The organism is Micromonospora noduli (genome assembly GCF_003264475.1).
In the GTDB taxonomy this organism is placed as follows: Bacteria; Actinomycetota; Actinomycetes; order Mycobacteriales; family Micromonosporaceae; genus Micromonospora; species Micromonospora noduli.
This window is the reverse complement of the sequence record NZ_PYAC01000040.1, coordinates 17,811-42,511: the sequence shown is the minus strand read 5'-3', so window position 1 is coordinate 42,511 and position 24,701 is coordinate 17,811. Positions and strand designations below refer to the sequence as shown.

General features: G+C 71.5%; 23 protein-coding genes. 5 read left to right on the top strand and 18 right to left on the bottom strand.

Features of this window, described 5'->3' with window-relative positions:
* Position 1: 1 nt before the first annotated feature.
* Positions 2-2,518 carry an aminopeptidase N gene (gene pepN / locus MED15_RS27230; RefSeq protein WP_112737303.1) on the bottom strand — a complete coding sequence of 839 codons (2,517 nt, stop codon included), beginning with the start codon at positions 2,516-2,518 and terminating at the stop codon, positions 2-4.
* A 69-nt stretch (positions 2,519-2,587) separates the two neighbouring features.
* Between pepN and MED15_RS27225 the strand changes: the two genes are divergently transcribed.
* The gene (locus tag MED15_RS27225) at positions 2,588-2,806 is read left to right on the top strand and encodes a DUF397 domain-containing protein (protein ID WP_030336536.1); all 219 of its coding nucleotides are present in this window, start codon (positions 2,588-2,590) and stop codon (positions 2,804-2,806) included.
* 120 nt (positions 2,807-2,926) lie between these two features.
* On the opposite strand, the gene MED15_RS27220 is transcribed toward MED15_RS27225, so the two are convergent.
* Positions 2,927-3,322 (bottom strand): hypothetical protein, encoded by a 396-nt coding sequence (locus MED15_RS27220; RefSeq protein WP_112737301.1) that lies wholly within the window; start codon positions 3,320-3,322, stop codon positions 2,927-2,929.
* A 147-nt stretch (positions 3,323-3,469) separates the two neighbouring features.
* Between MED15_RS27220 and MED15_RS27215 the strand changes: the two genes are divergently transcribed.
* Positions 3,470-4,717, top strand: a complete 1,248-nt coding sequence (locus tag MED15_RS27215; protein ID WP_112588320.1) for a cytochrome P450 — start codon at positions 3,470-3,472, stop codon at positions 4,715-4,717.
* 45 nt (positions 4,718-4,762) lie between these two features.
* On the opposite strand, the gene MED15_RS27210 is transcribed toward MED15_RS27215, so the two are convergent.
* Together MED15_RS27210 and MED15_RS27205 are read right to left on the bottom strand one after the other, a co-directional pair.
* Positions 4,763-5,932 (bottom strand): zinc-dependent alcohol dehydrogenase, encoded by a 1,170-nt coding sequence (locus MED15_RS27210; protein WP_112588322.1) that lies wholly within the window; start codon positions 5,930-5,932, stop codon positions 4,763-4,765.
* The gene (locus MED15_RS27205; protein WP_112734290.1) at positions 5,929-6,567 is read right to left on the bottom strand and encodes an SRPBCC family protein; all 639 of its coding nucleotides are present in this window, start codon (positions 6,565-6,567) and stop codon (positions 5,929-5,931) included. The genes MED15_RS27210 and MED15_RS27205 overlap by 4 nt, the downstream gene beginning before the upstream one ends.
* Positions 6,568-6,724: 157 nt before the next feature.
* On the opposite strand from MED15_RS27205, the gene MED15_RS27200 reads away from it, so the two are divergent.
* Positions 6,725-7,795 (top strand): glycosyltransferase family 2 protein, encoded by a 1,071-nt coding sequence (locus MED15_RS27200; protein ID WP_112604359.1) that lies wholly within the window; start codon positions 6,725-6,727, stop codon positions 7,793-7,795.
* 106 nt (positions 7,796-7,901) lie between these two features.
* Here MED15_RS27200 and MED15_RS27195 read toward each other — a convergent pair whose 3' ends face one another.
* From MED15_RS27195 to MED15_RS27185, 3 genes are read right to left on the bottom strand one after another with little or no spacing between them, the layout of a single operon-like run.
* Positions 7,902-8,519 (bottom strand): DUF3618 domain-containing protein, encoded by a 618-nt coding sequence (locus tag MED15_RS27195; RefSeq protein ID WP_112585984.1) that lies wholly within the window; start codon positions 8,517-8,519, stop codon positions 7,902-7,904.
* Entirely contained in the window at positions 8,516-8,983 is a 468-nt protein-coding gene (locus tag MED15_RS27190) for a phage holin family protein (protein WP_112585986.1), read from the bottom strand. The genes MED15_RS27195 and MED15_RS27190 overlap by 4 nt, the downstream gene beginning before the upstream one ends.
* Before the next feature lie 31 nt (positions 8,984-9,014).
* Positions 9,015-9,860, bottom strand: a complete 846-nt coding sequence (locus MED15_RS27185) for a hypothetical protein (protein ID WP_112737299.1) — start codon at positions 9,858-9,860, stop codon at positions 9,015-9,017.
* A 229-nt stretch (positions 9,861-10,089) separates the two neighbouring features.
* On the opposite strand from MED15_RS27185, the gene MED15_RS27180 reads away from it, so the two are divergent.
* Positions 10,090-10,581 carry a DUF4383 domain-containing protein gene (locus MED15_RS27180; protein ID WP_112585990.1) on the top strand — a complete coding sequence of 164 codons (492 nt, stop codon included), beginning with the start codon at positions 10,090-10,092 and terminating at the stop codon, positions 10,579-10,581.
* Positions 10,582-10,647: 66 nt separating this feature from the next.
* Positions 10,648-11,307 (top strand): DUF6766 family protein, encoded by a 660-nt coding sequence (locus MED15_RS27175; RefSeq protein ID WP_112585992.1) that lies wholly within the window; start codon positions 10,648-10,650, stop codon positions 11,305-11,307.
* A 30-nt stretch (positions 11,308-11,337) separates the two neighbouring features.
* Here the strand turns inward: MED15_RS27175 and MED15_RS27170 are convergent, their stop codons facing one another.
* The 11 genes from MED15_RS27170 to MED15_RS27120 form a co-directional block, all read right to left on the bottom strand.
* Positions 11,338-11,787 (bottom strand): GNAT family N-acetyltransferase, encoded by a 450-nt coding sequence (locus MED15_RS27170; RefSeq protein WP_112737327.1) that lies wholly within the window; start codon positions 11,785-11,787, stop codon positions 11,338-11,340.
* Positions 11,788-11,857: 70 nt separating this feature from the next.
* On the bottom strand, positions 11,858-13,324 hold the full coding sequence (obgE, locus tag MED15_RS27165; RefSeq protein WP_112585995.1) for a GTPase ObgE: 1,467 nt from the start codon (positions 13,322-13,324) through the stop codon (positions 11,858-11,860).
* 97 nt (positions 13,325-13,421) lie between these two features.
* Positions 13,422-13,676 (bottom strand): 50S ribosomal protein L27, encoded by a 255-nt coding sequence (gene rpmA, locus MED15_RS27160; RefSeq protein ID WP_030491740.1) that lies wholly within the window; start codon positions 13,674-13,676, stop codon positions 13,422-13,424.
* A gap of 11 nt (positions 13,677-13,687) precedes the next feature.
* Positions 13,688-14,002 (bottom strand): 50S ribosomal protein L21, encoded by a 315-nt coding sequence (gene rplU / locus MED15_RS27155; RefSeq protein WP_007464063.1) that lies wholly within the window; start codon positions 14,000-14,002, stop codon positions 13,688-13,690.
* Between the two features lie 166 nt (positions 14,003-14,168).
* Positions 14,169-14,651: a hypothetical protein gene (locus MED15_RS27150; RefSeq protein WP_112585996.1), complete on the bottom strand. Its 483-nt coding sequence runs from the start codon at positions 14,649-14,651 to the stop codon at positions 14,169-14,171.
* 116 nt (positions 14,652-14,767) lie between these two features.
* Positions 14,768-17,881, bottom strand: coding sequence for an Rne/Rng family ribonuclease (locus MED15_RS27145; protein ID WP_112737296.1), 3,114 nt, complete (start codon positions 17,879-17,881; stop codon positions 14,768-14,770).
* Between the two features lie 131 nt (positions 17,882-18,012).
* On the bottom strand, positions 18,013-18,825 hold the full coding sequence (locus MED15_RS27140; protein ID WP_112586001.1) for a TIGR03936 family radical SAM-associated protein: 813 nt from the start codon (positions 18,823-18,825) through the stop codon (positions 18,013-18,015).
* A 156-nt stretch (positions 18,826-18,981) separates the two neighbouring features.
* Complete coding sequence (gene mycP / locus MED15_RS27135; RefSeq protein WP_112586002.1) at positions 18,982-20,406, bottom strand: type VII secretion-associated serine protease mycosin; 1,425 nt, start codon at positions 20,404-20,406, stop codon at positions 18,982-18,984.
* Positions 20,407-20,416: 10 nt separating this feature from the next.
* A complete protein-coding gene (locus tag MED15_RS27130; protein ID WP_112737294.1) occupies positions 20,417-21,901 on the bottom strand; it encodes a WXG100 family type VII secretion target in 1,485 nt (494 codons plus the stop codon).
* 10 nt (positions 21,902-21,911) lie between these two features.
* The gene (locus MED15_RS27125) at positions 21,912-22,352 is read right to left on the bottom strand and encodes a hypothetical protein (RefSeq protein ID WP_112586006.1); all 441 of its coding nucleotides are present in this window, start codon (positions 22,350-22,352) and stop codon (positions 21,912-21,914) included.
* Positions 22,353-22,615: 263 nt separating this feature from the next.
* Positions 22,616-24,616, bottom strand: coding sequence for a TIGR03960 family B12-binding radical SAM protein (locus MED15_RS27120; protein ID WP_112642074.1), 2,001 nt, complete (start codon positions 24,614-24,616; stop codon positions 22,616-22,618).
* Positions 24,617-24,701: the final 85 nt, after the last annotated feature.

Below are 24,701 nucleotides of genomic sequence, written 5' to 3'. Positions count from 1 at the left end.
GTCAGGCCGAGGCGGCGGCCACCGCCGTCCGGGCGACCAGCGCGCGACGCAGGTCGTCGTCGGCGTCGGTCACCGCCCGGCGCAGGCCGGGGGTCAGGTCGTCGCGGGACAGCAGGGCTGCGGCCGCCTCCCGGGTGGGCTGCGCCACGGCGTAGCGGGGGAACGCCAGGGCGGCAACCCGGTCGGCCGTCCAGGGGGTACGGCGGTGCGCGGCGGCCGGCATCTCCGCGAAGTACCGATCGACGTACGCGGCGGTCAGGTCGGCCTGTTCGGGTTGCCAGAACCCCTCGGTGATCGCCTCCAGCAGCCGACCGGACAGCTCGGTGTCCCCCACGATGATCTCCCAGGTCGCCTGCTTCGTCACCGGGTCGGGCAGGGCCGCCCGGCAGTGGGCCGCTCGTTCCGCGCCAGTGGAGCTGTTGTCGGCGGCGGCCTCGATGGCGATCTCCGCCTCGCCGGCGGCGCCCAGCACCACCAGGCGACGCAGCACCGCCCAGCGCAGCTCCGCGTCGACCTTCAGACCGGCCGGCACGTCCCGGCCGGCGAGCCAACCGACGAGCAGATCGGCGTCGGTGGTCGCGGCGATCCAGCCGCGTGCGGCGGCGAGCTGCAGCGACTCACCGGCCGGCGCGCCGTCGAGCAGCCGCTGGCACGTCCCCGCGACCCTGGCCAGCGCCGTGGAGCGGGCCAGCGGGTCGAGGTAGCGGTCGACCAGGGACCGGCTGAGTGTCAGCACGTCCTCCGCGATGATCACCTCGGTCTCGGTGGGCAGCGCGGCGGCCATCAGGTCGATCAGGCCGTTGACCGGCCGTTCGCCGTCGGTCACCGCGTCCAGTGCCTCGCGCCAGAGCACAGCTCGTGCCAGCGGGTCGGCCAGACCGGGCAGCACCTGCGGGACGGCGTCCGCCGACGCCGGGTCGAGGCGTACCTTCGCGAAGGTGAGGTCACCGTCGTTGAGCAGCAACAACCGGGCCGCCGGCTCGCCGGTCAACGCACCGAGCAGGGTGCGGCCCCCGTCGGCGTCCGGGTCGATGTCCACCTCGTCGCGTCGCCCGGTGCCGTCCAACGAGTAGCGGCCCACGCCGATCCGGTGTGGGCGCAGCACCGGGTACGACTCGGGCGCGGTCTGCACCACTGCCACCTCGGTGTAGCGGCCCTCGGCGTCGACGGCGACCTCGGCACGCAGCGTGTTGACCTGCGGGCGGCGCAACCACAGCTCGGCCCAGTCGGACAGGTCCCGCCCGCTGCTGGCGGAGAGGCTGGCCAGCAGATCGGCAAGGGTGGCGTTGCCGAAGCGGTGTCCGGCGAAGTGCGCGTTCAGGCCGGCGAGGAATGCCTCGTCGCCGAGCCACGCGACCAGCTGCCGCAGCACGCTGGCGCCCTTGGCGTACGAGATGCCGTCGAAGTTGAGCAGGCCCGCCTCGGCGTCGACGACCTCCTGTGGAGCGATCGGGTGGGTGGAGGGCCGCTGGTCGGCGGCGTAACCCCAGGCCTTGCGCCGCATGGCGAAGGTGGTCCAGGCCTGATCGAAGCGGGTCGCCTCGGCGGTGACCCGGGTGCCGAGGTACTCGGCGAAGGACTCGTTCAACCACAGGTCGTCCCACCAGCGCATGGTGACCAGGTCACCGAACCACATGTGGGCCATCTCGTGGGCGATGGTGCCGGCCCGCTGCTCGCGCTGGGTGTCGGTGACCGCCGAACGGAACACGTAGTCGTCGCGGAAGGTGACCAGGCCCGGGTTCTCCATCGCGCCGGCGTTGAACTCGGGCACGAACGCCTGGTCGTACTTGCCGAACGGGTAGCGTTCGGTGAAGAGCTGGTGGAACCGGTCCAGGCACTGCCGGGTGATGGTGAAGATCTCCTCGGCGTCGGCGTCCAGGTGCTCGGCGAGCGACCGACGGCAGTAGATGCCCAGCGGTACGCCGTCGTGCTCGGCCCGCCGGACGTGGTACGGCCCGGCGATCAGCGAGAAGAAGTACGTGGCCAGGGGCTCGCTCGGGGCGAACTCCCAGCGCCCGGGTGCCGGGTTGGCGGCCAGCTCGGCGTTGCCTGCGACGATCCACTGCGGCGGCGCGGTGACCGAGAGCGTGAACGGGGCCTTGAGGTCGGGCTGGTCGAAGGCGGCGAAGATGCGCGGCGCGTTGTCGAGGAAGGACTGGGCGTAGAGGTAGGTCTCGCCGTCGGCCGGGTCGACGAAGCGGTGCATCCCCTCCCCCGTTCTGGAGTACGCCATCTCGGCCTCGACGACGAGCGTGTTCTCCTCGGCCAGGTCGTCGAGCGGCAGCCGGTTGTCGCTGAGCAGGCCGGGGTCCAGGTCGCTGTCGTTGAGGCGTACACCGCGCAGTTTGGCGGGCTTGACCTCGACGAAGGTCGCGGCGCCGGCGGTGGCTCGGAACCGGATCTGGACGCGGGAGCGGAACAGGTCGCCGTCACCGGTCAGGTCCAGGTCCACCTGATAGGACTCGACGGTAATCGCCGCGCCACGCGCGGTCGCCTCTACACGGGTCAGGCTCGGCATCCGCTTATCCTGCCCGATGGGGATCGGCACCCGGTCACCACACGACCCTCGGCACTGGAGGAAAGAACCATGGCGCAGCACCCCAAGGGCGACTTCGACCTCTCTCGGGCGGTCTGGCAGCGGGCCGAGGGGGACACCTCCGACAGCGCCGTCGAGGTCGCCTTCGTCGACGATCTGATCGGGATGCGCAACTCGGCCGAGCCGGACGGGCCCGTGCTGGTCTTCACCCAGGCCGAGTGGGACGCCTTCGTGGCCGGCGCGCAGGACGGCGAGTTCGACCTGGACTGACAGTGCCCGACGACCCGTCGGTGGTGGATCGCCGTGCCGGTGCCCGTGGTCGGGACACCGGCACGGCCACGCTGGCCGGTCGGCCGGCGCACCCCCGGATCGGCCACCCGGGGCTGGTGGTCAACCATGGCCGTCGCCGTCGCCCCAGCCGAGGCCACCTGGGCCCGGGGCGTGGTGGAAGCCCGGATGGTCGGCCACGTCGACGCAGCGTTCGCCGTCCGGACCGACCGCGCCGCAGAACAGCCGCTCGGCCCGCTGCCAGGCATCCGCCGGTGACACTGCCGCCGCACCGAGTGCCACCTCCGAGCGGAGCAGGCTCAGCGCCTCCGCGTACGCCACGGCCAGCTCGCGGGCCTCGGCCGGGCCGGGCGCGGTGAAGCCCAGGTGCACTGTGAAGAACCGGTGCGGACGGGTGGGCCGCCGCGGCGGCCCGATCAGTGACCGCCCGTCGCGGCCTCCGCCGAGTGCCCCGGCCGCTCGCCTCTGCCGCCAGTGCGGTGATGTGTTGTCGCGCATTCCGCCCTCCCCGTGCTCGTCCCCACCAGCAGCAAACCAGGTTCCGCCGCCCCTGGGAGGGGCCAGCCGGGCGGGGTTCAGCGGCGTGGACGGGGGTAAGCGCACCGGCAAACGGCGACCAGCCGCACCTGCGCGTGAGGAGACCCGATGGCGACCATGCCGGCCGACCGCAGCCCGGACAGCACCCTCGCGCTGCTCCGCGCCGGTTACCGGTTCATCGGCGAGCGCTGCGAGCGGTACGGCAGCGACGTCTTCAAGACCCGGATCCTGCTCGCCCCGACCATCTGCCTGCGCGGCCGGCCGGCGGCGGAGCTGTTCTACGACAATGACCGCTTCCAACGCGCCACAGCGATGCCGCTGCGGGTGCAGCGAACCCTGACCGGGCGGGGCGGGGTGCAGGGGCTGGACGGGCCGGAGCACTCCGACCGCAAGGCCATGTTCATGTCGATCATGACGCCGGCGGCGATCCAGCGGCTCGGCCAGCTCTTCGACGACGAGTGGCGGGCCCGGGTCGCGGCCTGGGAGGGCGCCGGACCGGTGTCGCTCTACGACGAGCTGGGCCGAATGCTGACCCGGGTGGTCTGTGCCTGGGCCGGGGTGCCGCTGCCCGCGTCACAGGTCGAGCGCCGCTCCGTCGAGCTGCACGCCATGATCGAGGCTCCGGCCGTGCTGGGACCCCGGCACTGGAGGGGACGGCTGGCCCGGTACCGCGCCGAGCACTGGCTCGCCGACCTCATCGAACGGACCCGGGTCGGTTTCGCCCCGGCGCCGGCCGGCACCGCCCTCGCCGTGATCGCCGAACACCGGGACGTGCGCGGCAACCTCCTCCCCCGGCGGATCGCGGCGGTGGAGCTGCTCAACGTGCTGCGCCCGGTGGTCGCCGTCGACCAGTACATGACCTTCGCCGCGCTCGCCCTGCACGACCATCCGGCCTGGCGGGAACGCGTCCGCGACGACGACGAGGCCACCGAGCACTTCGTCCAGGAAGTACGCCGCTACTACCCGTTCTTTCCGATCGCGGCGGCCCGGGTCCGGCGGTCCTTCGACTGGCAGGGCCACCACTTTCCGCGCGGCCGGCGGGTGCTGCTCGACCTCTACGGCACCAACCACCACCCGACGCTCTGGCCGCAACCGGAGCTGTTTCGCCCGGAGCGGTTCGCCGGCCGCCGGGTGGACCCGTTCGAACTGATCCCGCAGGGGGGCGGCGACCACTGGGCCGGGCACCGCTGCGCCGGCGAGTGGATCACCATCGACCTGATGAAGCGGGCAGTCACCAACCTCGTCACCACCATGCGCTACGACGTCCCCGTTCAGAACCTGGCCCTGGATCTGCACCGGATGCCCGCGCTGCCGCCCCTCGGGCTGACAATCATCAACGTCCGCCGCGCCGGCTGACCCGCCCCGCCCGATCGCAACCGGCGAGGCGGGTACGCCCAGCCGTCAGGGATGCAGAACGCTGCGCAGACAGCCGTCCTCCTTCTTCTCGAACAGCTCGTACCCCTGGGCGCCCTGCTCCAGGGAGAGCGGGTGGGTGGCCAGATAACCAGGGTCGATCTCGCCGGCGGCGAGCCGGTCAAGCAACATCGGGATGTAGCGCTGCGCGTGCATCTGCCCCATCCGCAGCACCAGGGCCTTGTTCATGGCCGCGCCAAGCGGAAACTTGTCGACCAGGCCGGCGTACACACCGACGATGCTCACCGTGCCGCCCTTGCGGCACGCCATGATCGCCTGGCGGACCGAGGTCGGGCGGTCGGTCTGCAACCGCGCCGCCTGCTTCACCCGGTCGTACGCGTAGGTCGGTCCGACGTCGTGCGACTCCATTCCGACGGCCTCGATGCAGGCGTCCGGCCCGCGCCCGGCGGTCAGCTCACGCAGCGCCTCCAGCACGTCGGTCTCCGCGTAGTTGATCGTCTCGACCCCGATCCGTTCGGTGGCGGTCCTGAGCCGATCCGGGAATCGGTCGATCATGATGACCCGCTCGGCGCCCAGGAGTTGCGCCGAACGGGCCGCCATCTGACCAACGCCCCCAGCACCCCAGACGGCCACCACCTCGCCACCGGTGAGCCCGCAGAAGTCCGCCGCCATCCACCCGGTGGGCATCGCGTCGGAGGCGAACACCACCGAGTCGTCCGGCACCCCGTCGGGTACGGCGAAGGCGCCGATGTCGCCGAACGGCACCCTGATGTACTCGGCGTGTGATCCCGAGTAGCCGCCGGCGGCGTGCGAGTAGCCCAGGATGCCGGCCGGCGAGTGCCCCCACAGCTTCTCGGTGAACACCGGTTGCGGATTGGAGTTGTCGCAGAGCGAGTACTGCTCGGTCCGGCAGTACCAACAGCCACCGCAGGCGACCACCGACCCCACCACCACCCGGTCGCCGACCCGGTGCCGCCGTACGCCGGGCCCGGTCTCCACCACCTCGCCCATGAACTCGTGGCCGAGGATGTCCCCCTCCCGCATCGCCGGCAGGTACCCGTTGATCAGGTGCAGGTCGGAGCCGCAGACGCTGCTGGCCCGGACCCGGACGATGATGTCCCCCTCGGCGCGGATCTGGGGCTCCGGCACGTCCCGGACGGCCAGCTTGCCGACGCCTTCCCAGCAGAGCGCCCTCACGCCCGTCCTCCCGTCATCAGCTTCTCCCGCACCTTGTCGGTCGCCTTCTCCTGGGCGGGGCTCCGGCCGGACGGGTCTTCCCGGGTGTCCACCACCTGGCCACACTCGATCAGCGCCTTCACCCGCCGCAGCGCGTCCCGCAGCGCCAGGTCCGGCTCGTCGCCGCTGACCAGGCCAGCCAACCGACGCACCGGACCGGAGCGGTAGCGCAGCTCGGCCCGGATCTCCGTGCCGTGGCCCTGGGGTGCTTCGGTCAGCTCGATCCGTCCCAGCTGCGGCGTCGGCCCGTCCTCGACCCGCCACATCAGGGTGCCCGTCCCCTCGACGGTGATTTCGGCCTGCCACTGCGTCTCACCGCCGGCCCGGTCGCGGGCCACGCACCGCCAACGCCGCTCGTCGAGCTGCTGCAACGTGGCCCACCCGGCCAGCGCGCGGTCCAGCCGTTCGCGGTCGGTCCAGAAGCCGATCACCTCGTCCCGGGACCGGTCCACTGTCACCCCGCGACGCACCACGTACCAACCGTCCTGTCGCTCCGGCTGATGCCGATGCCGGCGGCGGGCCGCCGCCCGCCCCACGCCGACCGCCGTCGCCGCGGTGACGCCGAGAAGCGCCCACCTGGTTCCGTTGTTGGTCATCACGTCTATCTCCTCCACCCGGACAACCGGGCATGGACAGCTCTTAGGGCAGCGCTACCCGGGGTCCGGCAGTCGAAACGACCCGCTGTTTGATCGACGGAAATGCGGGCAGATGCTGCTCAACACCGACCGCGACCCTGTCCGCCACGGAGTTGCCATGTCCTCGTTCAGCCCTACTGAAGACGCCACCCGCCGGTGGGAGGTCGCGCCCGAGGGCGCCGGCACGTCGCCGGTCCGGCTACCGATGACGTACGTGCTGCCGCTGCGCTGGCACACCGACAGCGGCCTGGCCGAGCTGACCGACTACCTGCGCTGGCTCGGTCACCGGGCGGAGGTGCTCGTGGTCGACGGCTCACCTCCGGACATCTTCGCCCGGCACGCCGAGGCGTGGCGGGGGCTGGTCCGGCACCTCCCACCGGATCCGAGTGAGCGTGGGCTCAACGGCAAGGTGCTGGGCGTACACACCGGCGTCCGCGCCGCCGGCCACGAGCACGTGGTGATCGCCGACGACGACGTCCGGTACGACGAGTCCGCGCTGAGCGCGGTACACCGGCTGCTGGGCCGGGCCGACGTGGTACGACCGCAGAACTACTTCGACCCTCTGCCCTGGCACGCCTGGTGGGACACCGGCCGCACGCTGCTCAACCGGGCGCTCGGGGCGGACTACCCGGGCACCCTTGCCGTGCGGCGCAGCACCTTCCTCGCCATGGGCGGGTACGACCCGGACGTGCTCTTCGAGAACCTGGAGCTGATCCGCACGGTGCGCGGGTACGGCGGCACCGAGGCCGCCCCGGCCTGGCTGTACGTCCGCCGGCTGCCTCCGGAAGCCGCGCATTTCCGTGGTCAACGGGTCCGACAGGCGTACGACGATCTGGCTCAGCCGGCTCGCCTGCTGATCGCGCTCGCGGTACTGCCGGCGCTGGCGGCGGCGGTCGCGTCGCGCCGCCCCAGGCTGCTGCTCGGCGCGGCGGCCGGGGTCGTCGCCCTGGCCGAGACGGGTCGCCGCCGCGCCGGCGGCACCCGGGTGTTTCCGCCGGCCACGGCACTGGCGGCCCCACTCTGGCTGCTGGAACGCGGTGTGTGCGGCTGGCTGGCGGTCACCCAACGCCTCCTGCTGGGCGGTGTCCGCTACGGCGACACCCGAATCCGCCGAGCCGCCAACCCCGCCCCGCGCAACCCACGGCTCCCCGCGATCTTGCACTTCCGGTTGGGACGAAACCGCCGGTAGGCCCACAGAACTCCAGCCGAGTACCGCAAGATCGCGCTGACCCCAACGCGACAGCTCGCGGGCACCAGAGGGTGACCGCGAGCTGTCGCGCTGGTTGGGGGTGGGGTCAGGGAGTGGCGTGGTCCTTTACCTGGTGGGCGGCGGACTTCGTGTCGTCCTTGACCGCGTGCACTGCGTCCTGAGCGGTGGACTTCACCGACTCGGCGGCCTGCTGGGCCGGCTCGCGCAGCTCGCCGGCCACCTCGCCCAGCTTCTCCTTCACGGCCCCGCTGTGCTCGCTGACCTTGGCCTTCACCTGGGTGGCGGCCTGCTGCTCGCGGCGGGAGGCCGGGATCAGCGACGAGGCCAGCCAGCCGACCCCGAACGCGATCAGGCCGGCGGCGAGAGGGTTGCCCTGGGACTTCTGCCGGATCACCCGCGGCGCGCTCTGCGCGGCATCGCTGACAGTGGTCGCCGCCGAGTGCGCGGCGTCGCTGACGCTGGAGGCCGCCGACGAGGCGCGGTCACCCACCGAGTGGGCGGCCTGGCCGGTGCCGTGGCCGAGGTCAGACGCGGTTCCCATGACCTTGTCCCTCACATTCTGCAGAGCGGAACGGGCCCGCTGCTTACGGTCGTCGACGATGCGGCTCGGGCTGACCTTGTACGCCAGCGCATCCACATCGGAGCTGAGACTGTTACGGGTGGCTTCGATCTCCCGGCGGATCTGATCGGGATCGGTGCTCATCGGGTGACTCCCTCCGGGTGCGGCTTGAGCGCGTCGGGGATCCGCTGCACGCTGTCGTTGGTCTGCTTGAGCCCGCGTACGTGCTGGGCGTTCTTCTTGGCCTTCGAGTAGAGGACCGCGGCGACCACGGCCCAGATCACGGCCACGATCAGCGCGGCCAGGCCGGAGTCCATGACGTTGTCCAGGAACTGCCAGATGGCGATGGACACGAAGAGGGCCACCATGTAGCCGCCGAAGCCGGCACCGCCGAAGAGGCCCGCGGCCTTACCGGCCTTCTTGCCCTCCTGGCGGATCTCGGCCTTGGCCAGCTCAACCTCCTGACGCATCAGCGTCGACAGATCCGTGGTGACCTGACGCATCAGGTCACCCAGCGAGCTGCCCTTCACCTCCGACGCGGTGTGCGGGGCACCCGCGTCGGGGTGGTAACCGGAGTCCAGTCCGGACCCCTGCGTCGGCATGCTCATGCCGTCGCCTCCCTTCGGATGACTCGGCGGCTCACGGGCGAGGGCTGCCGCTGGACGGCACGCCCGGCAGCGGGTCGGTCTGGGTCACCGGCGGCAGAGGCTGGCCGGTGCCGGAGTGCTCCGGGTAGTCGCCCTGGCCCGGCTCGACGGAGCCGCCGGGCGCCGGGTCGGCGTAGGTACCAGGCGTCTGGTCGGTGTAGCCACCGGACGTCGGCGGGGTGTGCGTACCGGGGGTCGGGTCGAGGTAGCCACCCGGCGGAACGGCGTCCGGCACCGCGCGGGCCGCCGGCGGCTGCGTCGGGATCACTGCGGTCTGCTCCGGGTCGTACGCCCCGGAACCCCGGAAGGTCGAGGAACCGTTGCCCGACTCGTCGCCGGCGGCCGAGATGCCACGGGTCAACCGGCCGGCCAGCACACCGAGCACCGCCGCGCCGACCAGGAAGGTGCCCGGGTTACGCCGCGCGTAGTCGCGTACCTCGGTGATCAGGTCGCCGGGCTCGCGCTGCTCAAGCCAACCGGCGACGCCCTGCACCCGGTCGGCGGCCTGGCGGGCCAGCTCGGTCACCGGGCCGGCCTGGCCACCCTGCTCGGCCATCGAGCGCATCTCGTCGGCCAGCGAACGCAGCCCACCGGCGGCCCGACGCTGCTGCTCACCGGTCTGGCTGGCGAGCTGGCTGCGGGCCTCGCCGTACAGGTTGCGGGCCTGCCGGGCCGCCTCACGGCCGACCTCGGTGCCCTGCTCCTTGGCGGTCTGGGCGACCGCACCACCAGCCTGCGCGGCCTCCGACCCGACCTGGCGCGCCTGGTCGCGGACGCCACCGCCGTTGGTCGACTGCTGCCCGTACGTGGAAGACGTGGGTGAAAGATCGTAAGTCATGATTTCCCTTCCGCTCAGAAAGTCGTAGCGGTTGTGCTGGGGGGATGCGACGCGTTGCCGCCGCCGCTGACCATTCACCTACCCTGCGTTCTGGCTTCCATACCTCTTCGTGCATTTATCTGCGCGGCCCACCGGTTGGTCTTCAAAATGGAGGATCGTCGGGCTGCGTCACGTCGCCGCTGCGGACAGTGAGGTTCGCGAGGCCGGTAGATCCACGGAGGGGGCAGCGATGGCACGAGACGCACGAGGCGGCCGAGCGGCCGGCCCACGACCCCGGGTCCAGCTGGCCGCACTGGTAGTGGCCGGGGTCTTCCTGTTGATCGGCGTCCTCGGCTTCATCCCCGGCATCACCACCGAGTACGGCGAGCTGCGGTTCGCCGGGCACCACTCGGACGCCAACCTGCTCGGGCTGTTCCAGGTGTCGATCCTGCACAACGCGGTGCACCTGCTCTTCGGGTTGGCCGGCCTGGTGCTGGCCCGCAGCGTCGCCGGTGCCCGCGTCTTCCTGGCCGCCGGTGGCGCGACCTACCTTGCTCTCTGGCTGTACGGCCTGGCGATCGAGGCGGTCAACCCGGAGGCCGGGGCGAACATCCTGCCGGTCAACGACGCCGACAACTGGCTGCACCTCGCGCTCGGCTTCGGGATGCTCGCGCTCGGGCTGCTGCTGTCGAACCAGGCCGGCACCGGCGGACGCCTGGACAGCCCCGCCGACCGGCAGTGAACTGGACTTTTGTGGTTTCGCGGTCACGCCCGCAGGGGTAAATCGACCGGCGAAGGAGGTACGACCATGCCTCGTTGGCTACGTGACAACGCCCTGGCCGTCGCCATGCTGGGGGCGTTCCTGGTCTTTCTGGTGTTGCAGAGCGTCTTCGGGTGGCAGACCCACAATGAGGAGCTGACCGAGTTCGGGGCCGCGCCGCTGAGCTGGCCGGCGTACCTGACCAGTGGGCACTTCGCCGAGTCGGTCTTCGAGAACTGGGAGTCCGAGTTCCTCCAGATGGGCGGGTACGTGCTGCTCACCGCGTACCTGGTCCAGCGGGGCTCGGCCGAGTCGAAGCCGATGGACCAGACCGACCGACCGGAGGACGACGAGCGCCGGGCGACCCCGCAGTCACCCTGGCCGGTGCGCGTCGGCGGCCTGCCTCTGGTGATCTACCGGAACAGCCTCTCCCTCGCGCTGCTGCTGATCTTCGCCGGTTCGTTCGTCGGTCACCTGCTCGGTGGCACCGCCGCGTACAACCAGGAGCAGGCGCTCCAGAGCGGGGCGCCGCCGATCGGGGTGTGGGAGTTCCTCGGCACCAGCGAATTCTGGTTCCAGTCCATGCAGAACTGGCAGAGCGAGTTTCTCGCGGTCGGCGCGCTGATCCTGCTGAGCATCGTGCTGCGCCAGCACGCCTCGCCGGAGTCGAAGCCGGTGACCGTCGAGCACGCCAGCACCGGCGCCTGAAACGGGGACGCGGCAGCGGCGACGCGGCCGTCAGGCCGCGACCGGCAACCGCTTGGCGAAACAGACGCTGTACGGGTTGCCCACGTACTCGCCGTAGACCGGGATCCGCTGGTAGCCACACGCGGTGTACAGGGCGACAGCGGCCGGCAGGTAGGTGCCCGTCTCCAGGCAGACGACCGAGTGCCCCTGCCGGAACGCGCACTCCTCCAGCGCGGCGAGCAACTGGCGACCGATCCCCCGCCCCCGGTACGCGGGCCGGACGTACATCCGCTTGACCTCGCCGGTCTCGGCATCGAGCGCCTGGAGTCCGCCGCAGGCGACCGCCCGACCGTTCACCACCACCGCCAGGTAGCGGACGTCGTCGTGGGGGACGAAGACCTGCCCGTCCAACCCCCCATCGGCCTCGCGCAGCTCACGCTGCTGCGCGATGACCAGGGCGGCGATCTCCGGATCGGTGGCAGGCCGGGACTCGATCAGCATCACCCCACGCTAGGACGCGTGGATTTCGGGGAGGTTTCCGGAAATCAACCCCACCACGGACCGCAACGGACTACTCGGCGTCGTCCTCGTCGTCGATGTCGTCGTCGGACGCGTCCGCGCCCAAATCGTCGGCCGAGCGCACCCGGCGAGCCTTCCGGGCGGCGAGCCGATCCGCGGCGGAGGCCCGGTTCGACTTCTCCTCCAGGCGGACGTCGGTGCCCCGGTTGCCGGGTACGAAGTCCACACCGGCGAAGAGCGTCGGCTGCCAGTCGAACTCGCGCGCGCCGATCCGGACCAGGTCACCGGGCTGGGCGCCGGCCTTGGCCAGCTTGTCCTCCACCCCGAGCCGGGCCAGCCGGTCAGCCAGGTAGCCGACCGCCTCGTCGTTGTCGAAGTTGGTCTGCTTGACCCAGCGTTCCGGCCGCACACCGCGCACCGTGAACGAGCCGTCCGCCTCGGCCGTGATGGTGAAACCGTCGTCGTCCACGGCGATCGGGCGGATCACGATCCGGGTCGGCTCGGCGGGCGGAGCGGCCTTACGCTCTGCGTCGACCAGCTCGGCCATCGCGTAGGTCAGCTCCTTGAGCCCTTCCCGGGTGGCCGCGGAGACCTCGAACACCTGGTAACCGCGCTCCTCCAGGTCGGGGCGCACGATCTCGGCGAGGTCGCGGCCGTCCGGCACGTCGATCTTGTTGATGGCGACCAGCCGCGGGCGGTCGGTCAGGCCGCCGTACTGGCTCAGCTCGGCCTCGATGGCGTCGATGTCGGCCACCGGGTCACGGCCGGGCTCCAGGGTCGCCGAGTCGATGACGTGCACCAGCACGGCGCAGCGCTCGATGTGCCGCAGGAACTCCAGGCCCAGGCCCTTACCGGTGGCCGCGCCGGGGATCAGGCCCGGCACGTCCGCGACGGTGAAGGTGTGGTTGTCCATCCGGACCACGCCGAGGTTGGGCACCAGGGTGGTGAACGGGTAGTCGGCGATCTTCGGCTTCGCGGCGGAGATCACCGAGATCAGCGACGACTTGCCGGCGGACGGGAAGCCCACCAGGCCCACATCGGCGACGCTCTTCAGCTCCAGCACGATGTCCAGTTGGTCGCCGGGCTCCCCCAGCTCGGCGAAGCCGGGCGCCTTGCGCTTGGCGTTGGCCAGCGAGGCGTTGCCCCGCCCGCCGCGCCCGCCGCGGGCGACCTCGAAGGTCGTGCCGGCGCCGACCATGTCGGCCAGCACGGTGCCGTCGGAGGTCTGCACCACTGTGCCGTTGGGCACCTTGAGCACCAGGTTGTGGCCGTTGGCCCCGTCCCGGTTCGAGCCGGCGCCACCCTTGCCGTTGTCGGCCTTGACGTGCGGGTGGAAGTGGAAGTCGAGCAGCGTGGTCACCTGCGGGTCGACCACCAGGGACACGCTGCCCCCGTGCCCACCGTTGCCGCCGTCGGGCCCGCCGAAGGGCTTGAACTTCTCGCGGTGGATCGAGGCACAACCGTGCCCGCCATCGCCGGCCTGCAGATGCAGAACGACCCGGTCAACGAACGTTGCCACGGCGTCAATCCTTCCAGCGAGGCTCGACCTCGCACTTCGCGCGAAAAAGGCTAAGCGGGCCGGGACCCGGAGGTCCGCGGCCCGCTTAGCCCGAGAACTACTGCTGCGGAACGATGCTGACGGTCTTGCGACCGCGCTTGGTGCCGAACAGGACCGAGCCGGCGGACAGCGCGAACAGCGTGTCGTCGCCGCCACGGCCGACCAGGTCACCGGGGTGGAACTTGGTGCCACGCTGCCGGATGATGATCTCACCGGCGCTGACGACCTGACCACCGAAGCGCTTCACGCCGAGTCGCTGGGCCGCGGAGTCACGACCGTTACGCGAGCTGGACGCACCCTTTTTGTGAGCCATTGGAGGACGACCTACTTCCCGCTGGAGATGCCGGTCACCTTGACCTGGGTCAACGGCTGGCGGTGACCCTGGCGCTTGTGGTAGCCAGTCTTGTTCTTGAACTTGTGGATCCGGATCTTCGGGCCCTTGGTGTGCGCGGCGATTTCGCCGGACACCGCGACCTCGGCAAGCTTCGCCGCGTCGGTCACCAGGTCGTCACCGTCGACGAGGAGCACCGCGGTGAGCTTCACCGCGTCACCGGGGGCACCGGTGAGCTTCTCGACCTCGATCACGTCGCCCTCGGCGACCTTGTACTGCTTGCCGCCGGTCTTGACGATCGCGTACATCGGAGGCGGACTCCCTGTCGTTGAGGCTGCTGGCGGTCGTTCCCGCAGCGGCTCGCCGGGTAGCAGTGCACGGCGGCGCGGGCACACGGGAACTCGGCACACCAAAGGTGGGCCGCAGGCAAGAGTACGCCATCGCTGGCCCGGACCCCAAACCGGCCCGCCCTGGTCAGCGCGCGCAGAGCTGGTCGAGGCGCTGCTGAAGGCGGTCGAGTTCGGTCTCGTCGATCGACCCGACGTCGGCACCGAGCGCGGAAACCTCGGCGCCGAGGTCGGTGAGCAGCGTCTTGAGCTGCGGATCGTCGGTCCGCTCGGACTGCTCCCGCAGCACGGTCCGCCAGTTCGCCAGCGCCGCCTCGGCCCGTCCCCGGGCGGCCTCGGCCGTGCGGCTGTCCCCGGCGCCCACCGCCGCGAGCATCTGGCCCAGCTCAGCCACGTACGTCCGGACGGCAGTGGTGCTTGCCTCCTGCGCCGCGGCGCAGACCTGGGTGGCGTTGCCGCCCGCCACACCACCGCTGGCCGGCATGCCGGTCGGGCCGGGAGGGGTGCCAGCGGCCGCCGAGCCAGCGCCCTCGGCCGTCCCACCGGTGGAGCAGCCGGTCGCGCCGGAGAGCATGGTGAGCAGCACGGTGACGGCGAGCAGACGGCGCATCTTCTTCTCCTGACCTGGGACGGCCGATCGAGGGCCGGGTGGCCGCAACGGCGAGGTCCCTCCCCCGTCACTTTGCCGGGAGAGGGACCTCGTCAAACACGTGGCCGGTCAGGCGCTCAGGGGCGGGTCCGTCGACGGGCGCCACCGCGACGCGACCGGCGACGGCCGCCACCACCCTCGGTGGTCTCCTCGTCGCCCTCACCGTCAGCGAGCGCGTCCGGGTCGTCCGCCGCGGCCAGCCGCGCCGACTCGCCCTGCTGAGCGTCGGAGATCGCCGGTGCGGCGGCGGTGTCCGACTCGTAGCGGGACAGGTCGTAGCCCATGGTGTCCTGGTAGTCGGCGTCCGGCTCGGCCGTGGTGTCGGTGTCGACGACCTCGACCGCGGTCCGCTCGGCCACGGCCGGGGCGTTCTTGCGCGCCCGGCGACGGGGCGAGGTGGCAGCCTGCTCGGCCGCCGGAGCGGGAGCCACCGCCGAGGCGACCGCCTTGACCTTCTCCCCCGCACCGGCGGGACGCGGCTTCTCCGGCACCGGCTCGGTGTGGATGATGACGCCCCGGCCCTTGCAGCACTCGCAGGTCTCGCTGAACGCCTCCAACAGGCCCGCGCCGATGCGCTTACGGGTCATCTGCACCAGGCCGAGCGACGTGATCTCGGTGACCTGGTGCTTGGTGCGGTCCCGGCCCAGGCACTCGGTGAGGCGGCGCAGCACCAGCTCACGGTTCGACTCCAGCACCATGTCGATGAAGTCGATCACCACGATGCCGCCGATGTCCCGCAGCCGGAGCTGACGGACGATCTCCTCCGCCGCCTCCAGGTTGTTGCGGGTGACGGTCTCCTCCAGGTTGCCCCCGGAGCCGGTGTACTTGCCGGTGTTGACGTCGACGACCGTCATCGCCTCGGTGCGGTCGATCACCAGCGAGCCGCCGGAGGGCAGGAAGACCTTGCGGTCCAGGCCCTTGATGATCTGCTCGTCGATCCGGTACTCGGCGAAGACGTCGCTCGTGCCGACGTGCCGGCGCACCCGGTCGACCAGGTCCGGGGAGACGTGCGACAGGTACGACTCGACCATGTCGTACGACTGCTCACCCTCGATCACCAGCTCGCGGAAGTCCTCGTTGAACAGGTCCCGGACCACCCGGATGACCAGGTCGGGCTCCCCGTAGAGCAGCACCGGAGCGCCACCCTCGGCGGCCTTGGCCTGGATGTCCTCCCACTGCGCCTGGAGCCGCTTGACGTCGCGGGCCAGCTCGTCCTCGGTGGCGCCCTCGGCGGCCGTCCGGACGATCACGCCGGCACCGTCCGGGACGAGCTTCTTGAGCACGTCCCGCAGCCGCTTGCGCTCGTTGTCCGGCAGCTTGCGGCTGATCCCGGAGGCGTTGCCGTTGGGTACGTAGACCAGGTGCCGGCCCGAGAGCGCGATGTGGCTGGTCAGCCGTGCGCCCTTGTGCCCGATCGGGTCCTTGGTGACCTGGACCAGCACCGAGTCGCCGGAGCGCAGCGCCTGCTCGATCGAGCGGGCCCGCCCCTCCAGCCCGGAGGTGTCCCAGTTGACCTCACCGGCGTACAGCACCGCGTTGCGGCCCCGACCGACGTCGACGAACGCGGCCTCCATGCTCGGCAGCACGTTCTGCACCTTGCCGAGGTACACGTTGCCGGCCATTGTTCCCGAGGAGTTGCGGGTGACGTAGTGCTCGACCAGCACGCCGTCCTCCAGGACGGCGATCTGGGTGCGGTCACCGCGCTGGCGGACCGCCATCACCCGGTCGACGGCCTCCCGGCGCGCCAGGAACTCCGACTCGCTGAGGATCGGCGGGCGGGTACGGCGCTGCTCCCGACCGTCCCGGCGGCGCTGGCGCTTGGCCTCCAGCCGGGTCGAGCCGGACACACCCTGCACCTCGTCGACGGTCCGGCGCGGCTCGCGGATCTTCACCACGGTCGGCACGCCGTCGTCCGCCGCACCCTCGGTGTCACCGGCGCCGCGACGGCGACGGCGGCGACGACGACGGGTCAGACCGTCCCCGCCCTCGGACTCCTCGTCCTCGTCGGCCTCGGCCTCTGCCTCGGCGGTCTCTTCCTCGTCGGCCTGCGCCGCTTCCTCGGACTCCTCGTCCTCGGCGTCGTCGGCCCCGCCCTTGCCCCGGCCCCGGCCGCGGCGACCACGCCGGCGGCGGCGGCGCGCGGCGGCGCTGTCCTCGTCGTCCTCATCCGCCTCGGCGGCCTCGTCGGCCTCCTCGGTCGGCTCCTCTTCGGCCTCGATCGCCTCGATCGGCTCCACCGGCTCGACCTCGCGGCGACCACGCCGACGGCGGCGGGACGGCTCGGCGGCCTCCTCGACGGCCGGCTCCTCGGTCGCCGCGGCGGGCTCCACCGGTCGGGTCACCGGAACGGCGTCCGGCTGGGGTGCCATGAACAGCACGGTGGGCGCGGAGAGCGCGGCACGTCGACGACGGGTACGCGGCTGCTCCGGCTCGATCTCTGCCGGCTCAGCTGTCACACCGGAGACGGCCACACCCGGTGGCACCTCGCCGGAGCGGTCCTGCGCGCCACTGCTCCAGGCCAGATCGGCGGCGGACGTGCCCGGCAGAGCCGGGGAGTCGCTCAACTCGGCCTCGGCCTCGCGCAGGTCGGACTCCGCCGGCTCCTCGGTGAGGTCCGGCTCCTCGACGACCGGCTCCTCGACCGCGGGCGACTCGTCGACGGCGGCCGGCTGCTCGGTGGCGGGCGGCTCCTCGACGGCCGCCGGTGTGGCCTTCTTGCGCCGGGTACGGGTCACCTTGACCGGTGGCACCACCTCGGCCGAGGCCTCCTCCGCGGAGGCGGCGACCAGCGGCTCCTCAGCGGTCTTCTCGACGGGGGTGGCCTTGCGGCGACGCCGGGGGGTCTTCGGTGCGACGTCCAGGTCGCCGGAGACCGGGGCAAAGACCTCCGCCTGCGGCGACTCGACGTGGCCGGCGCCACCGGTGGGCGCCTCGATCGGGGCGTCGGTCTGTTCCGGCTGGTTGAGCGGAGCGGCCCGACGACGGGTCGTCCGGGTACGCCGCACCGGCGCGGCCGGTTCGGCTGCCTCAGCGGGAGCGCTCTCCGCGCCGGCCGGTTCCACCGAGGCCGAACCGACGGCCGTGGTGGAGGTCTCGACGGCGGCGCCGTCGGCCGTGGTGCTCTGGTCGGCGGTATCACCGGCCGGCTGTGAACCGGTCCGTTCGCCGCCCTCGGGCTCGTTCTCGAGCATGGACGTTCTCCAGTTCTGGCTAGCCCGGGCGCGGGTGAGCGCTGCCACGCAGGGTCGCCGCAAAAGTGTTTCCGCCGGGCGCGCGTGGTGCGCGACCGCCGAAGTCTGCCTGCCAGAACACCGACCGTCGGTCAGTGCCCAACGATGGCTGCCCCGTCGCGGTCCGCATCCAACGGATCCACGATCGCACCCTGCGCGGTCAACGTGCCCTGAGCCAGCCGTGTCACCCTCGGCGAAACCGGCGGCTCCAGGTCGGCCACCACGCGGAGGCCGGAAAGGACGTCATCGGGCCGTACGGACGGGGTGACCTGCCGCACGACCAGTTCGAGTATCGCACACGGTACGGCCGGCGCCCCGGAAGGCGTCGGCGTAGGCAGTTGGACATCGATCGATATCACGGCGGCCCGGGCGTCGAAAGTACGTCGACCCTGCTTGGTCATCCGCTCGACCAGCACCTCCTCGGCCGCGACGAACGCGTCCACCGCGGCGCGCAGCACCGCCGTGTCGACCTCAGGCAACTCGATGTGCCAGTGCGACGCCTCGATCCGGTCCGGCAGGTTGCCCCCTTCGGCGATCACGGCGTCCAGGACGTCCAGCCCCGGCGAGAGCGCGGCGTCCAACGCGGCGCGCAACGCCTCCGGGTCGACGGCCGCCTGAAGGGCGATTTCCAGGTACTCCGCCTCACTCGCCACCCCGGTCGGCGCGGCGCTGGCGTAGGAGATCTTCGGGTGCGGGTGGAAACCCTGGGAGAAGGCGACCGGCACAGCGGCCCGGCGCAGCGCGCGCTCGAACGCCCGGGCGAAGTCCCGGTGCGAGGTGAATCGCAGCGGGCCGCGCTTGGCGTACCGGATGCGGACGCGCTGGACGACCGGTGCCTGGCCGCCCTCGGGTTGAGGCTTTCTGGCGATCGTGGGCTCCTCGGGTGTACCTGCGTGTCCGCCCATCCTGGCGCAGGGCTCGTGACGGTACGCAGCCGGGGCGGCCGAACCTCCCGGCAGACGGGCACAAAACGGTCGCCAGGGTCACGGCCACCCGGCGCGGAAAGCCAATGGCCGGCTGGCGACGCGGAGGTCACCAGCCGGCCAGATGATCGGGACCGGTTACCGCTCCCTCGGCGGCGCGGGCGGTGCCCCGCCCGGCGGCGGGCCGTAGCCGGAGGGCGGGGTGTAGTCCGAGGGAGGGGCGTAACCCGATGGAGGGGCGTAGCCGGAAGGCGGGGCATACCCGGCAGGAGGCGCCTGGCCGGGTGGGGGCGGGTAGCCCGGCGGTGGGGCGTAACCCGCGTCAGGCGGCGAGTAGGCGCCCTGGGCCGCCCGGTCGAGCACCTCGTCCGGGATGTCGGCGGCCCGGGCCGCCTCCCGCCGGTACCGACGGCGGTTCCAGATGAGGAAGACCACCAGACCCAGCAGCAGGACCAGCACCACTGCGATGCCGATGCCGACCACCATGACCTGCTGGTCGGTCGGACCACCGCGGTCGCCGTGCTGGGTGACGTCGAACTCCTCGTCCGCACCTCCGGCACGGGCCGGGCCCGGGTCGGTCGCTGCGGCGGCCGGGTCGAGCAGCGGGTTGGCGGTGACCGGCGGCACGTTCGCGGTCAGCGCCTTGGTCGGGTCGATCACCCCGAAGCCGTACTGCGGATCCCGCCCGGACACACCGGCGTCCCGCGCGGTCCGGATGATCCGGTTGATCACGTTGGGAGCGCTGAGATCCGGATATTTCGACCGGATCAGCGCGGCGAGACCGGAGACGATCGCGCTGGAGTCGGAGGTCCCGTCGCCCCAGCCGTAGCCCCCCTCGTTGGCGACGTTGTAGATGCCGTCGCCGGGAGCGGCGACCACCGCCTCCGGCCCCTGGACCGAGCCGGACCAGAACGCGCCGCCCCTGGTCGTCCCGGTCACCGCGATCACGCCCGGGGCGTTGGCGGGGCTGCCCACGGCGGTGCGGCCGCTGGCGGTGTTGCCCGCGGAGGCCACCACGACGACGTCATGGTCCAGGGCGTACTTGATTGCGCTCTCTTCCACGGGGTTGGCGAGGCCCGCGCCACCGATGGAAATGTTGATCACCTTGGCGCCGCCGTCGACGGCCATCCGGATGCCCCGAGCCATCCCGGCGCTCTTGTAGACCCCGTCCTCCTTGCGCAACTTGATGGGAAGGATCTTCACACCAGGGGCGATGCCAGTCACACCGTCGCTGCTGCCCTTGGCCGCGATGATGCCGGCCATGTGTGTGCCATGCCCGTCCTCATCGGCTCGACCATCTCCGGAGGCACCGTAGCTGCGACCACCGGCGAGCACCTGACCGCGCAGGTCCGGATGGCCGGCCTCGACACCAGTGTCGATCACGGCCACGACCACGCCTCGCCCGGTCGAGATCTTGTGCGCCTGATCGATCCGGAGTTCGTCCAGATACCACTGCTCGGCCCGTCGGGGCGCGGCTGCCGCCGGCTGAGCGGCCCCCACCACCAGGAGCCCCGCCAGCAGGCAGGCGGTCACTGGCCGGAGGCTTCCGACGTTCACCCTCATCCGTCCATCCTCATCGAAGGACACCCGGGGACGCCCCGTCACCAGGGCCCCACGGATCGTCATCCTCAGTCAACCACGACGAGTGCTCGGAGCCGGTGCCGCCACCGTGCCCGGCGCCGCCCGCGCCGCCCATCATGCCGCCGCCCATCATTCCGGCACCGCCGACGCCCGCACCACGCGCGCCGCCCGCCATCCCGGCGCCGCCGGCGGCCTGGGCCGTGCGCAACGCGTTCGCCGCGCTCGTCATCGGCGGCAGTTTTCCGTTGCCGCCACCCACCATGCCGGGGATGCCGCCCACGCCGATCCCGGCACCGCCGCCGAGGCCACCGCCGGCACCGCCGCCGATCCCGCCGGCCGAGCCGACGCCGGCACCGCCTCCGAAACCGCCGCCGGCGCCACCAAGACCGGCGCTGCCGACCCCGCCGCCGCCGATGCCGCCACCCAGTCCGCCGACCCCGCCAGGGGTGGCGCCAGCCAGACCGCTGCTGTAGCCGGCGTCGCCGTCGGTGTAGCCCGGCAAGCTGGAGCCCGTCGACGGTGACGTGAGCTGACCCGTGCCGCCGGTGGGCGAGCCATCGCCGAGCCCACCGGGCTTGGTCGGGGAGAACGGGTCGACGGTGGACGTCGGACCGCCCGTGTCACCGATGCCCGGCGGCCTGCTGCCTATCGTGGGGCCACCACCGATGTCGGGCTTCCCGCCGATTTCGCCACTGCCGATGTCGGGCCGCCCCGACGGGGGGACCCGGGGGTCGCGACGGAGGTCATCCTCGACGATTCCACTTTCCGGCCTGTTCACGGTGAGCTTCGGACGCTCGGTGTAGACCGCCTGGGGCAGCGGCGCCATCGCGGTGTTCGCCGCGTTCTGATTGTCCCGGTACCAGTTGTCCAGGTGGGCTCCGGTGTCCCACCAGCCGCCCCGCTTCTGGTCACCGGCCTGACCGTCGACCTTCATCGTCGCTTCCAGGTCGTCGGCCTTGTCACGAAACGCGCCGTCGGCGTACGAGCCGGGGTTGCTCTGGTAGTCCTTGCGCAGCGCGGCGAGGAACCCCGACGAGCTCTCGCCGTCGCGGGCATCGTCGAGCTCGGTGCCGTTGGGCAGGCTCCACTCGTTGAAGCCGAAGTCGTCCATCAACGGAATCGGGATCGTGGAGACCGACTTGCGGATGTCGCCCTCGATCCGCGTCAACGCGCCACTGACGTTCGTCGCGTCGGTGATCAGATCCTCGATCTGCTTGCCGATCTTGCTCAGGTGCTCGCGGTACGCGTCACCACCGCCGCCCTTCCAACCGGCGAGCATCCCGGGCAGACCGCCGACGTGCGGGCGTTCCTGGCCCGTCGCGATCGGGCCGACGAACGAACGACCGACGAGCGCGTCCCGCAGTTGTTGCAGGCCGCTGGAGAGGTTGCTCCAGCCCGCTCCGACCGATCCGACCGTTTCCGGGTCCGCGGAGAGCGTCACCTCACGGACGCACCGCTCCCAGGTTCCTCCAGCCATGACGTCCCCCTCAGGCCGTGTACGGGTAGGTGGGTGCACCGCTGGCAGTGGGCGGCGGCGCCGCCGACTCCAGCAGCCGCTCGATCTCCTTGCCGTTGGCGCCGTTGCGCGCCTCGGTGTCGCGGAACGCCTTGGCGATCTCCTCGGTGCCCTCCTTGAGCGCGGCGAGCTTCTGGGAGAGCGTGGTGAGGTGCGCTTCCATGTTCACCGTTGACGCCTCCAGGGCCCGCCACTGCATGACGGCGTCCTCGTACGCGCCGAACGGAGTGCCGTTCGGGACGGTCTGGGCGTTGTTGCTGTCGCCCTTCATCCGCGTCTTGATGCGTTCCATCTCGTACTTGATGGTGTCGTCGATGTACTGCCTGAGCCGCTCGACGTACGTGGCGGCGGCGTCCAGGTCCTCGACGCTGACTTGCAGATCGCCGATGCTCGGCGGCGGGATGCTCCCCATGCGATTCCTCCCCCGTCCCCGACCCGCCGGGTCGGTCCATGTCAGACGCAGCGTATCGAGTCTGACCTAGTCGAGGCAGCCCCAGCCACCAGCACGTGGTACAGATGGCGGCCGATCTCGCGGAAGATCCGGTGCGGGGGCCAGCGCGCGGGCCGAGCCCGAACAACGCCAACGGGCCCGCGAGACGCGGACCCGTTGGGCGACATGTCGGATGTGGAGGGTGGTGGGTCACCGCCAGCAGGCGCCGCCCGAAGGCGGCGCGGTCAGGGGTGCGAGTGCGAGTGGCCCGACGGGACCTTCATGCCGTTGCCGCCCAGCGGGGTGAGCGGCAGAAGCTTCTTGCCGGTGGGGCCGATCTGGATCTCGGTGTCCATCGATGGGCAGACGCCGCAGTCGAAGCAGGGCGTCCACCGGCAGTCGTCCTGCTCGAACTCGCTGAACGAGTCCTGCCAGTCCTGCCAGAGCCAGTCTTTGTCGAGGCCCGAGTCGAGGTGGTCCCAGGGCAGGACCTCCAGCTCGTCGCGCTGACGGGTGGTGTACCAGTCGAGGTCCACCCCGAACGCGGGCAGCGTCTCGGCCGCCGCATCCACCCAGCGCTGGTACGAGAAGTGCTCGCTCCACCCGTCGAACCGGCCGCCGTTCTCCCAGACCTTGCGGATGACCGAGCCGACCCGGCGGTCACCCCTGGAGAGCAGCCCTTCGATGAGCGACGGCTCACCGTCGTGGTAGCGGTAGCCGATGGCCCGACCCAGCGAGCGGTCCGCGTTGATGGCCTGCTTGAGGATCTTGAGCCGGTGGTCGATGACCTCCGGACGGTCCATCGCTGCCCACTGGAACGGGGTGTGCGGCTTCGGCACGAACCCGCCGATGGAGACCGTGCAGCGGATGTCCTTGGAGCCGGTCGCGGCCCGGCCGGCCCTGATCACCTCGTGGGCCATCTCGGCGATCTCGAGGACGTCTTCGTCGGTCTCGGTGGGCAGGCCGCACATGAAGTAGAGCTTCACCTGCCGCCACCCGTTGGTGTACGCGGTGACGACCGTACGGATCAGGTCTTCCTTCGACACCATCTTGTTGATGACCTTGCGGATCCGCTCCGACCCGCCCTCCGGGGCGAAGGTCAGGCCGGTACGCCGCCCGTTGCGGGACAGCTCCTGCGCGAGGTCGATGTTGAAGGCGTCCACCCGGGTCGAGGGCAGCGACAGCGAGACGTTCGTGCCCTCGTACTGCTGGGCGAGGCCCGAGCACATGTCGCCGATCTCGGAGTGGTCCGCCGAGGAGAGCGACAGCAGGCCGACCTCGGAGAAGCCGGAGAACTCCAGGCCCTCGCGGACCATCTGCGCGACAGTGGTGATCGACCGTTCGCGCACCGGGCGGGTGATCATCCCGGCCTGGCAGAACCGGCAACCCCTGGTGCAGCCCCGGAAGATCTCCACCGCGTACCGCTCGTGCACCGTCTCGGCCAGCGGAACGAGGGGCTTTTTCGGGTACGGCCAGGCGTCCAGGTCCATCGTCGTGCGCTTGTGCACCCGGAACGGCACGTCCGCCCGGTTCGGTACGACCCGCTGGATCCGGCCGTCCGGCAGGTAGTCGACGTCGTAGAAGCGCGGCACGTAGACGCTCTCGGTGCGGGCCAGCCGCAGCAGCAGCTCGTCGCGGCCGCCCGGGGAGCCCTCGGCCTTCCACTCCCGGACGATCGCGGTGATCTCCAGGACCGCCTCCTCGCCGTCGCCGAGCACCGCGGCGTCGATGAAGTCGGCGATCGGCTCCGGGTTGAACGCGGCGTGCCCGCCGGCCACGATCACCGGGTCGGCGTCGGTGCGGTCGGCGGCCAGCATCGGGATGCCGGCCAGGTCGATCGCGGTGAGCATGTTGGTGTAGCCCAGCTCGGTGGAAAAGGAGATGCCGAACACGTCGAACCCGCGCACCGCCCGGTGCGCGTCGACGGTGAACTGCGGCACGCCGTGCTTGCGCATCAGCGTCTCCAGGTCCGGCCAGACCGCGTACGTCCGCTCGGCGAGGGTGTCGGGCAGCTCGTTGAGCACCTCGTAGAGGATCTGCACGCCCTGGTTGGGCAGGCCCACCTCGTAGGCGTCGGGATACATCAGCGCCCAACGCACGGTGGCCGCGTCCCAGTCCTTCGTCACCGCGCCCAACTCGCCACCGACGTACTGGATGGGCTTGGAGACCTGGGGTAGCAGCGGCTCGAGCTGGGACCACACGGAGTTGGTCGCGGCCGCGCGCGGCGTCGTGGACGGGGCACTCATGATGCCCAAGGGTACGCGTTCGTCCGGCGGCGATCGCGCGCACGCCCGATCGGCGGTGGTGGCGGCGCGGTACTAACCTCGGATC

Excerpts from the sequence above, each read along its gene's own strand:
- MED15_RS27150 (WP_112585996.1), bottom strand. The coding sequence starts at position 14,651 with ATGCGCCGTCTGCTCGCCGTCACCGTGCTGCTCACCATGCTCTCCGGC.
- MED15_RS27145 (WP_112737296.1), bottom strand. The coding sequence starts at position 17,881 with ATGCTCGAGAACGAGCCCGAGGGCGGCGAACGGACCGGTTCACAGCCG.
- MED15_RS27190 (WP_112585986.1), bottom strand. The coding sequence starts at position 8,983 with ATGAGCATGCCGACGCAGGGGTCCGGACTGGACTCCGGTTACCACCCC.
- MED15_RS27140 (WP_112586001.1), bottom strand. The coding sequence starts at position 18,825 with ATGGGCGGACACGCAGGTACACCCGAGGAGCCCACGATCGCCAGAAAG.
- MED15_RS27125 (WP_112586006.1), bottom strand. The coding sequence starts at position 22,352 with ATGGGGAGCATCCCGCCGCCGAGCATCGGCGATCTGCAAGTCAGCGTC.
- MED15_RS27200 (WP_112604359.1), top strand. The coding sequence starts at position 6,725 with ATGTCCTCGTTCAGCCCTACTGAAGACGCCACCCGCCGGTGGGAGGTC.
- MED15_RS27185 (WP_112737299.1), bottom strand. The coding sequence starts at position 9,860 with ATGACTTACGATCTTTCACCCACGTCTTCCACGTACGGGCAGCAGTCG.
- MED15_RS27120 (WP_112642074.1), bottom strand. The coding sequence starts at position 24,616 with ATGAGTGCCCCGTCCACGACGCCGCGCGCGGCCGCGACCAACTCCGTG.
- MED15_RS27180 (WP_112585990.1), top strand. The coding sequence starts at position 10,090 with ATGGCACGAGACGCACGAGGCGGCCGAGCGGCCGGCCCACGACCCCGG.
- rpmA (WP_030491740.1), bottom strand. The coding sequence starts at position 13,676 with ATGGCTCACAAAAAGGGTGCGTCCAGCTCGCGTAACGGTCGTGACTCC.
- MED15_RS27215 (WP_112588320.1), top strand. The coding sequence starts at position 3,470 with ATGGCGACCATGCCGGCCGACCGCAGCCCGGACAGCACCCTCGCGCTG.
- MED15_RS27205 (WP_112734290.1), bottom strand. The coding sequence starts at position 6,567 with ATGACCAACAACGGAACCAGGTGGGCGCTTCTCGGCGTCACCGCGGCG.
- MED15_RS27175 (WP_112585992.1), top strand. The coding sequence starts at position 10,648 with ATGCCTCGTTGGCTACGTGACAACGCCCTGGCCGTCGCCATGCTGGGG.
- MED15_RS27225 (WP_030336536.1), top strand. The coding sequence starts at position 2,588 with ATGGCGCAGCACCCCAAGGGCGACTTCGACCTCTCTCGGGCGGTCTGG.
- MED15_RS27220 (WP_112737301.1), bottom strand. The coding sequence starts at position 3,322 with ATGCGCGACAACACATCACCGCACTGGCGGCAGAGGCGAGCGGCCGGG.
- MED15_RS27170 (WP_112737327.1), bottom strand. The coding sequence starts at position 11,787 with ATGCTGATCGAGTCCCGGCCTGCCACCGATCCGGAGATCGCCGCCCTG.
- MED15_RS27195 (WP_112585984.1), bottom strand. The coding sequence starts at position 8,519 with ATGAGCACCGATCCCGATCAGATCCGCCGGGAGATCGAAGCCACCCGT.
- rplU (WP_007464063.1), bottom strand. The coding sequence starts at position 14,002 with ATGTACGCGATCGTCAAGACCGGCGGCAAGCAGTACAAGGTCGCCGAG.
- mycP (WP_112586002.1), bottom strand. The coding sequence starts at position 20,406 with ATGAGGGTGAACGTCGGAAGCCTCCGGCCAGTGACCGCCTGCCTGCTG.
- pepN (WP_112737303.1), bottom strand. The coding sequence starts at position 2,518 with ATGCCGAGCCTGACCCGTGTAGAGGCGACCGCGCGTGGCGCGGCGATT.
- MED15_RS27130 (WP_112737294.1), bottom strand. The coding sequence starts at position 21,901 with ATGGCTGGAGGAACCTGGGAGCGGTGCGTCCGTGAGGTGACGCTCTCC.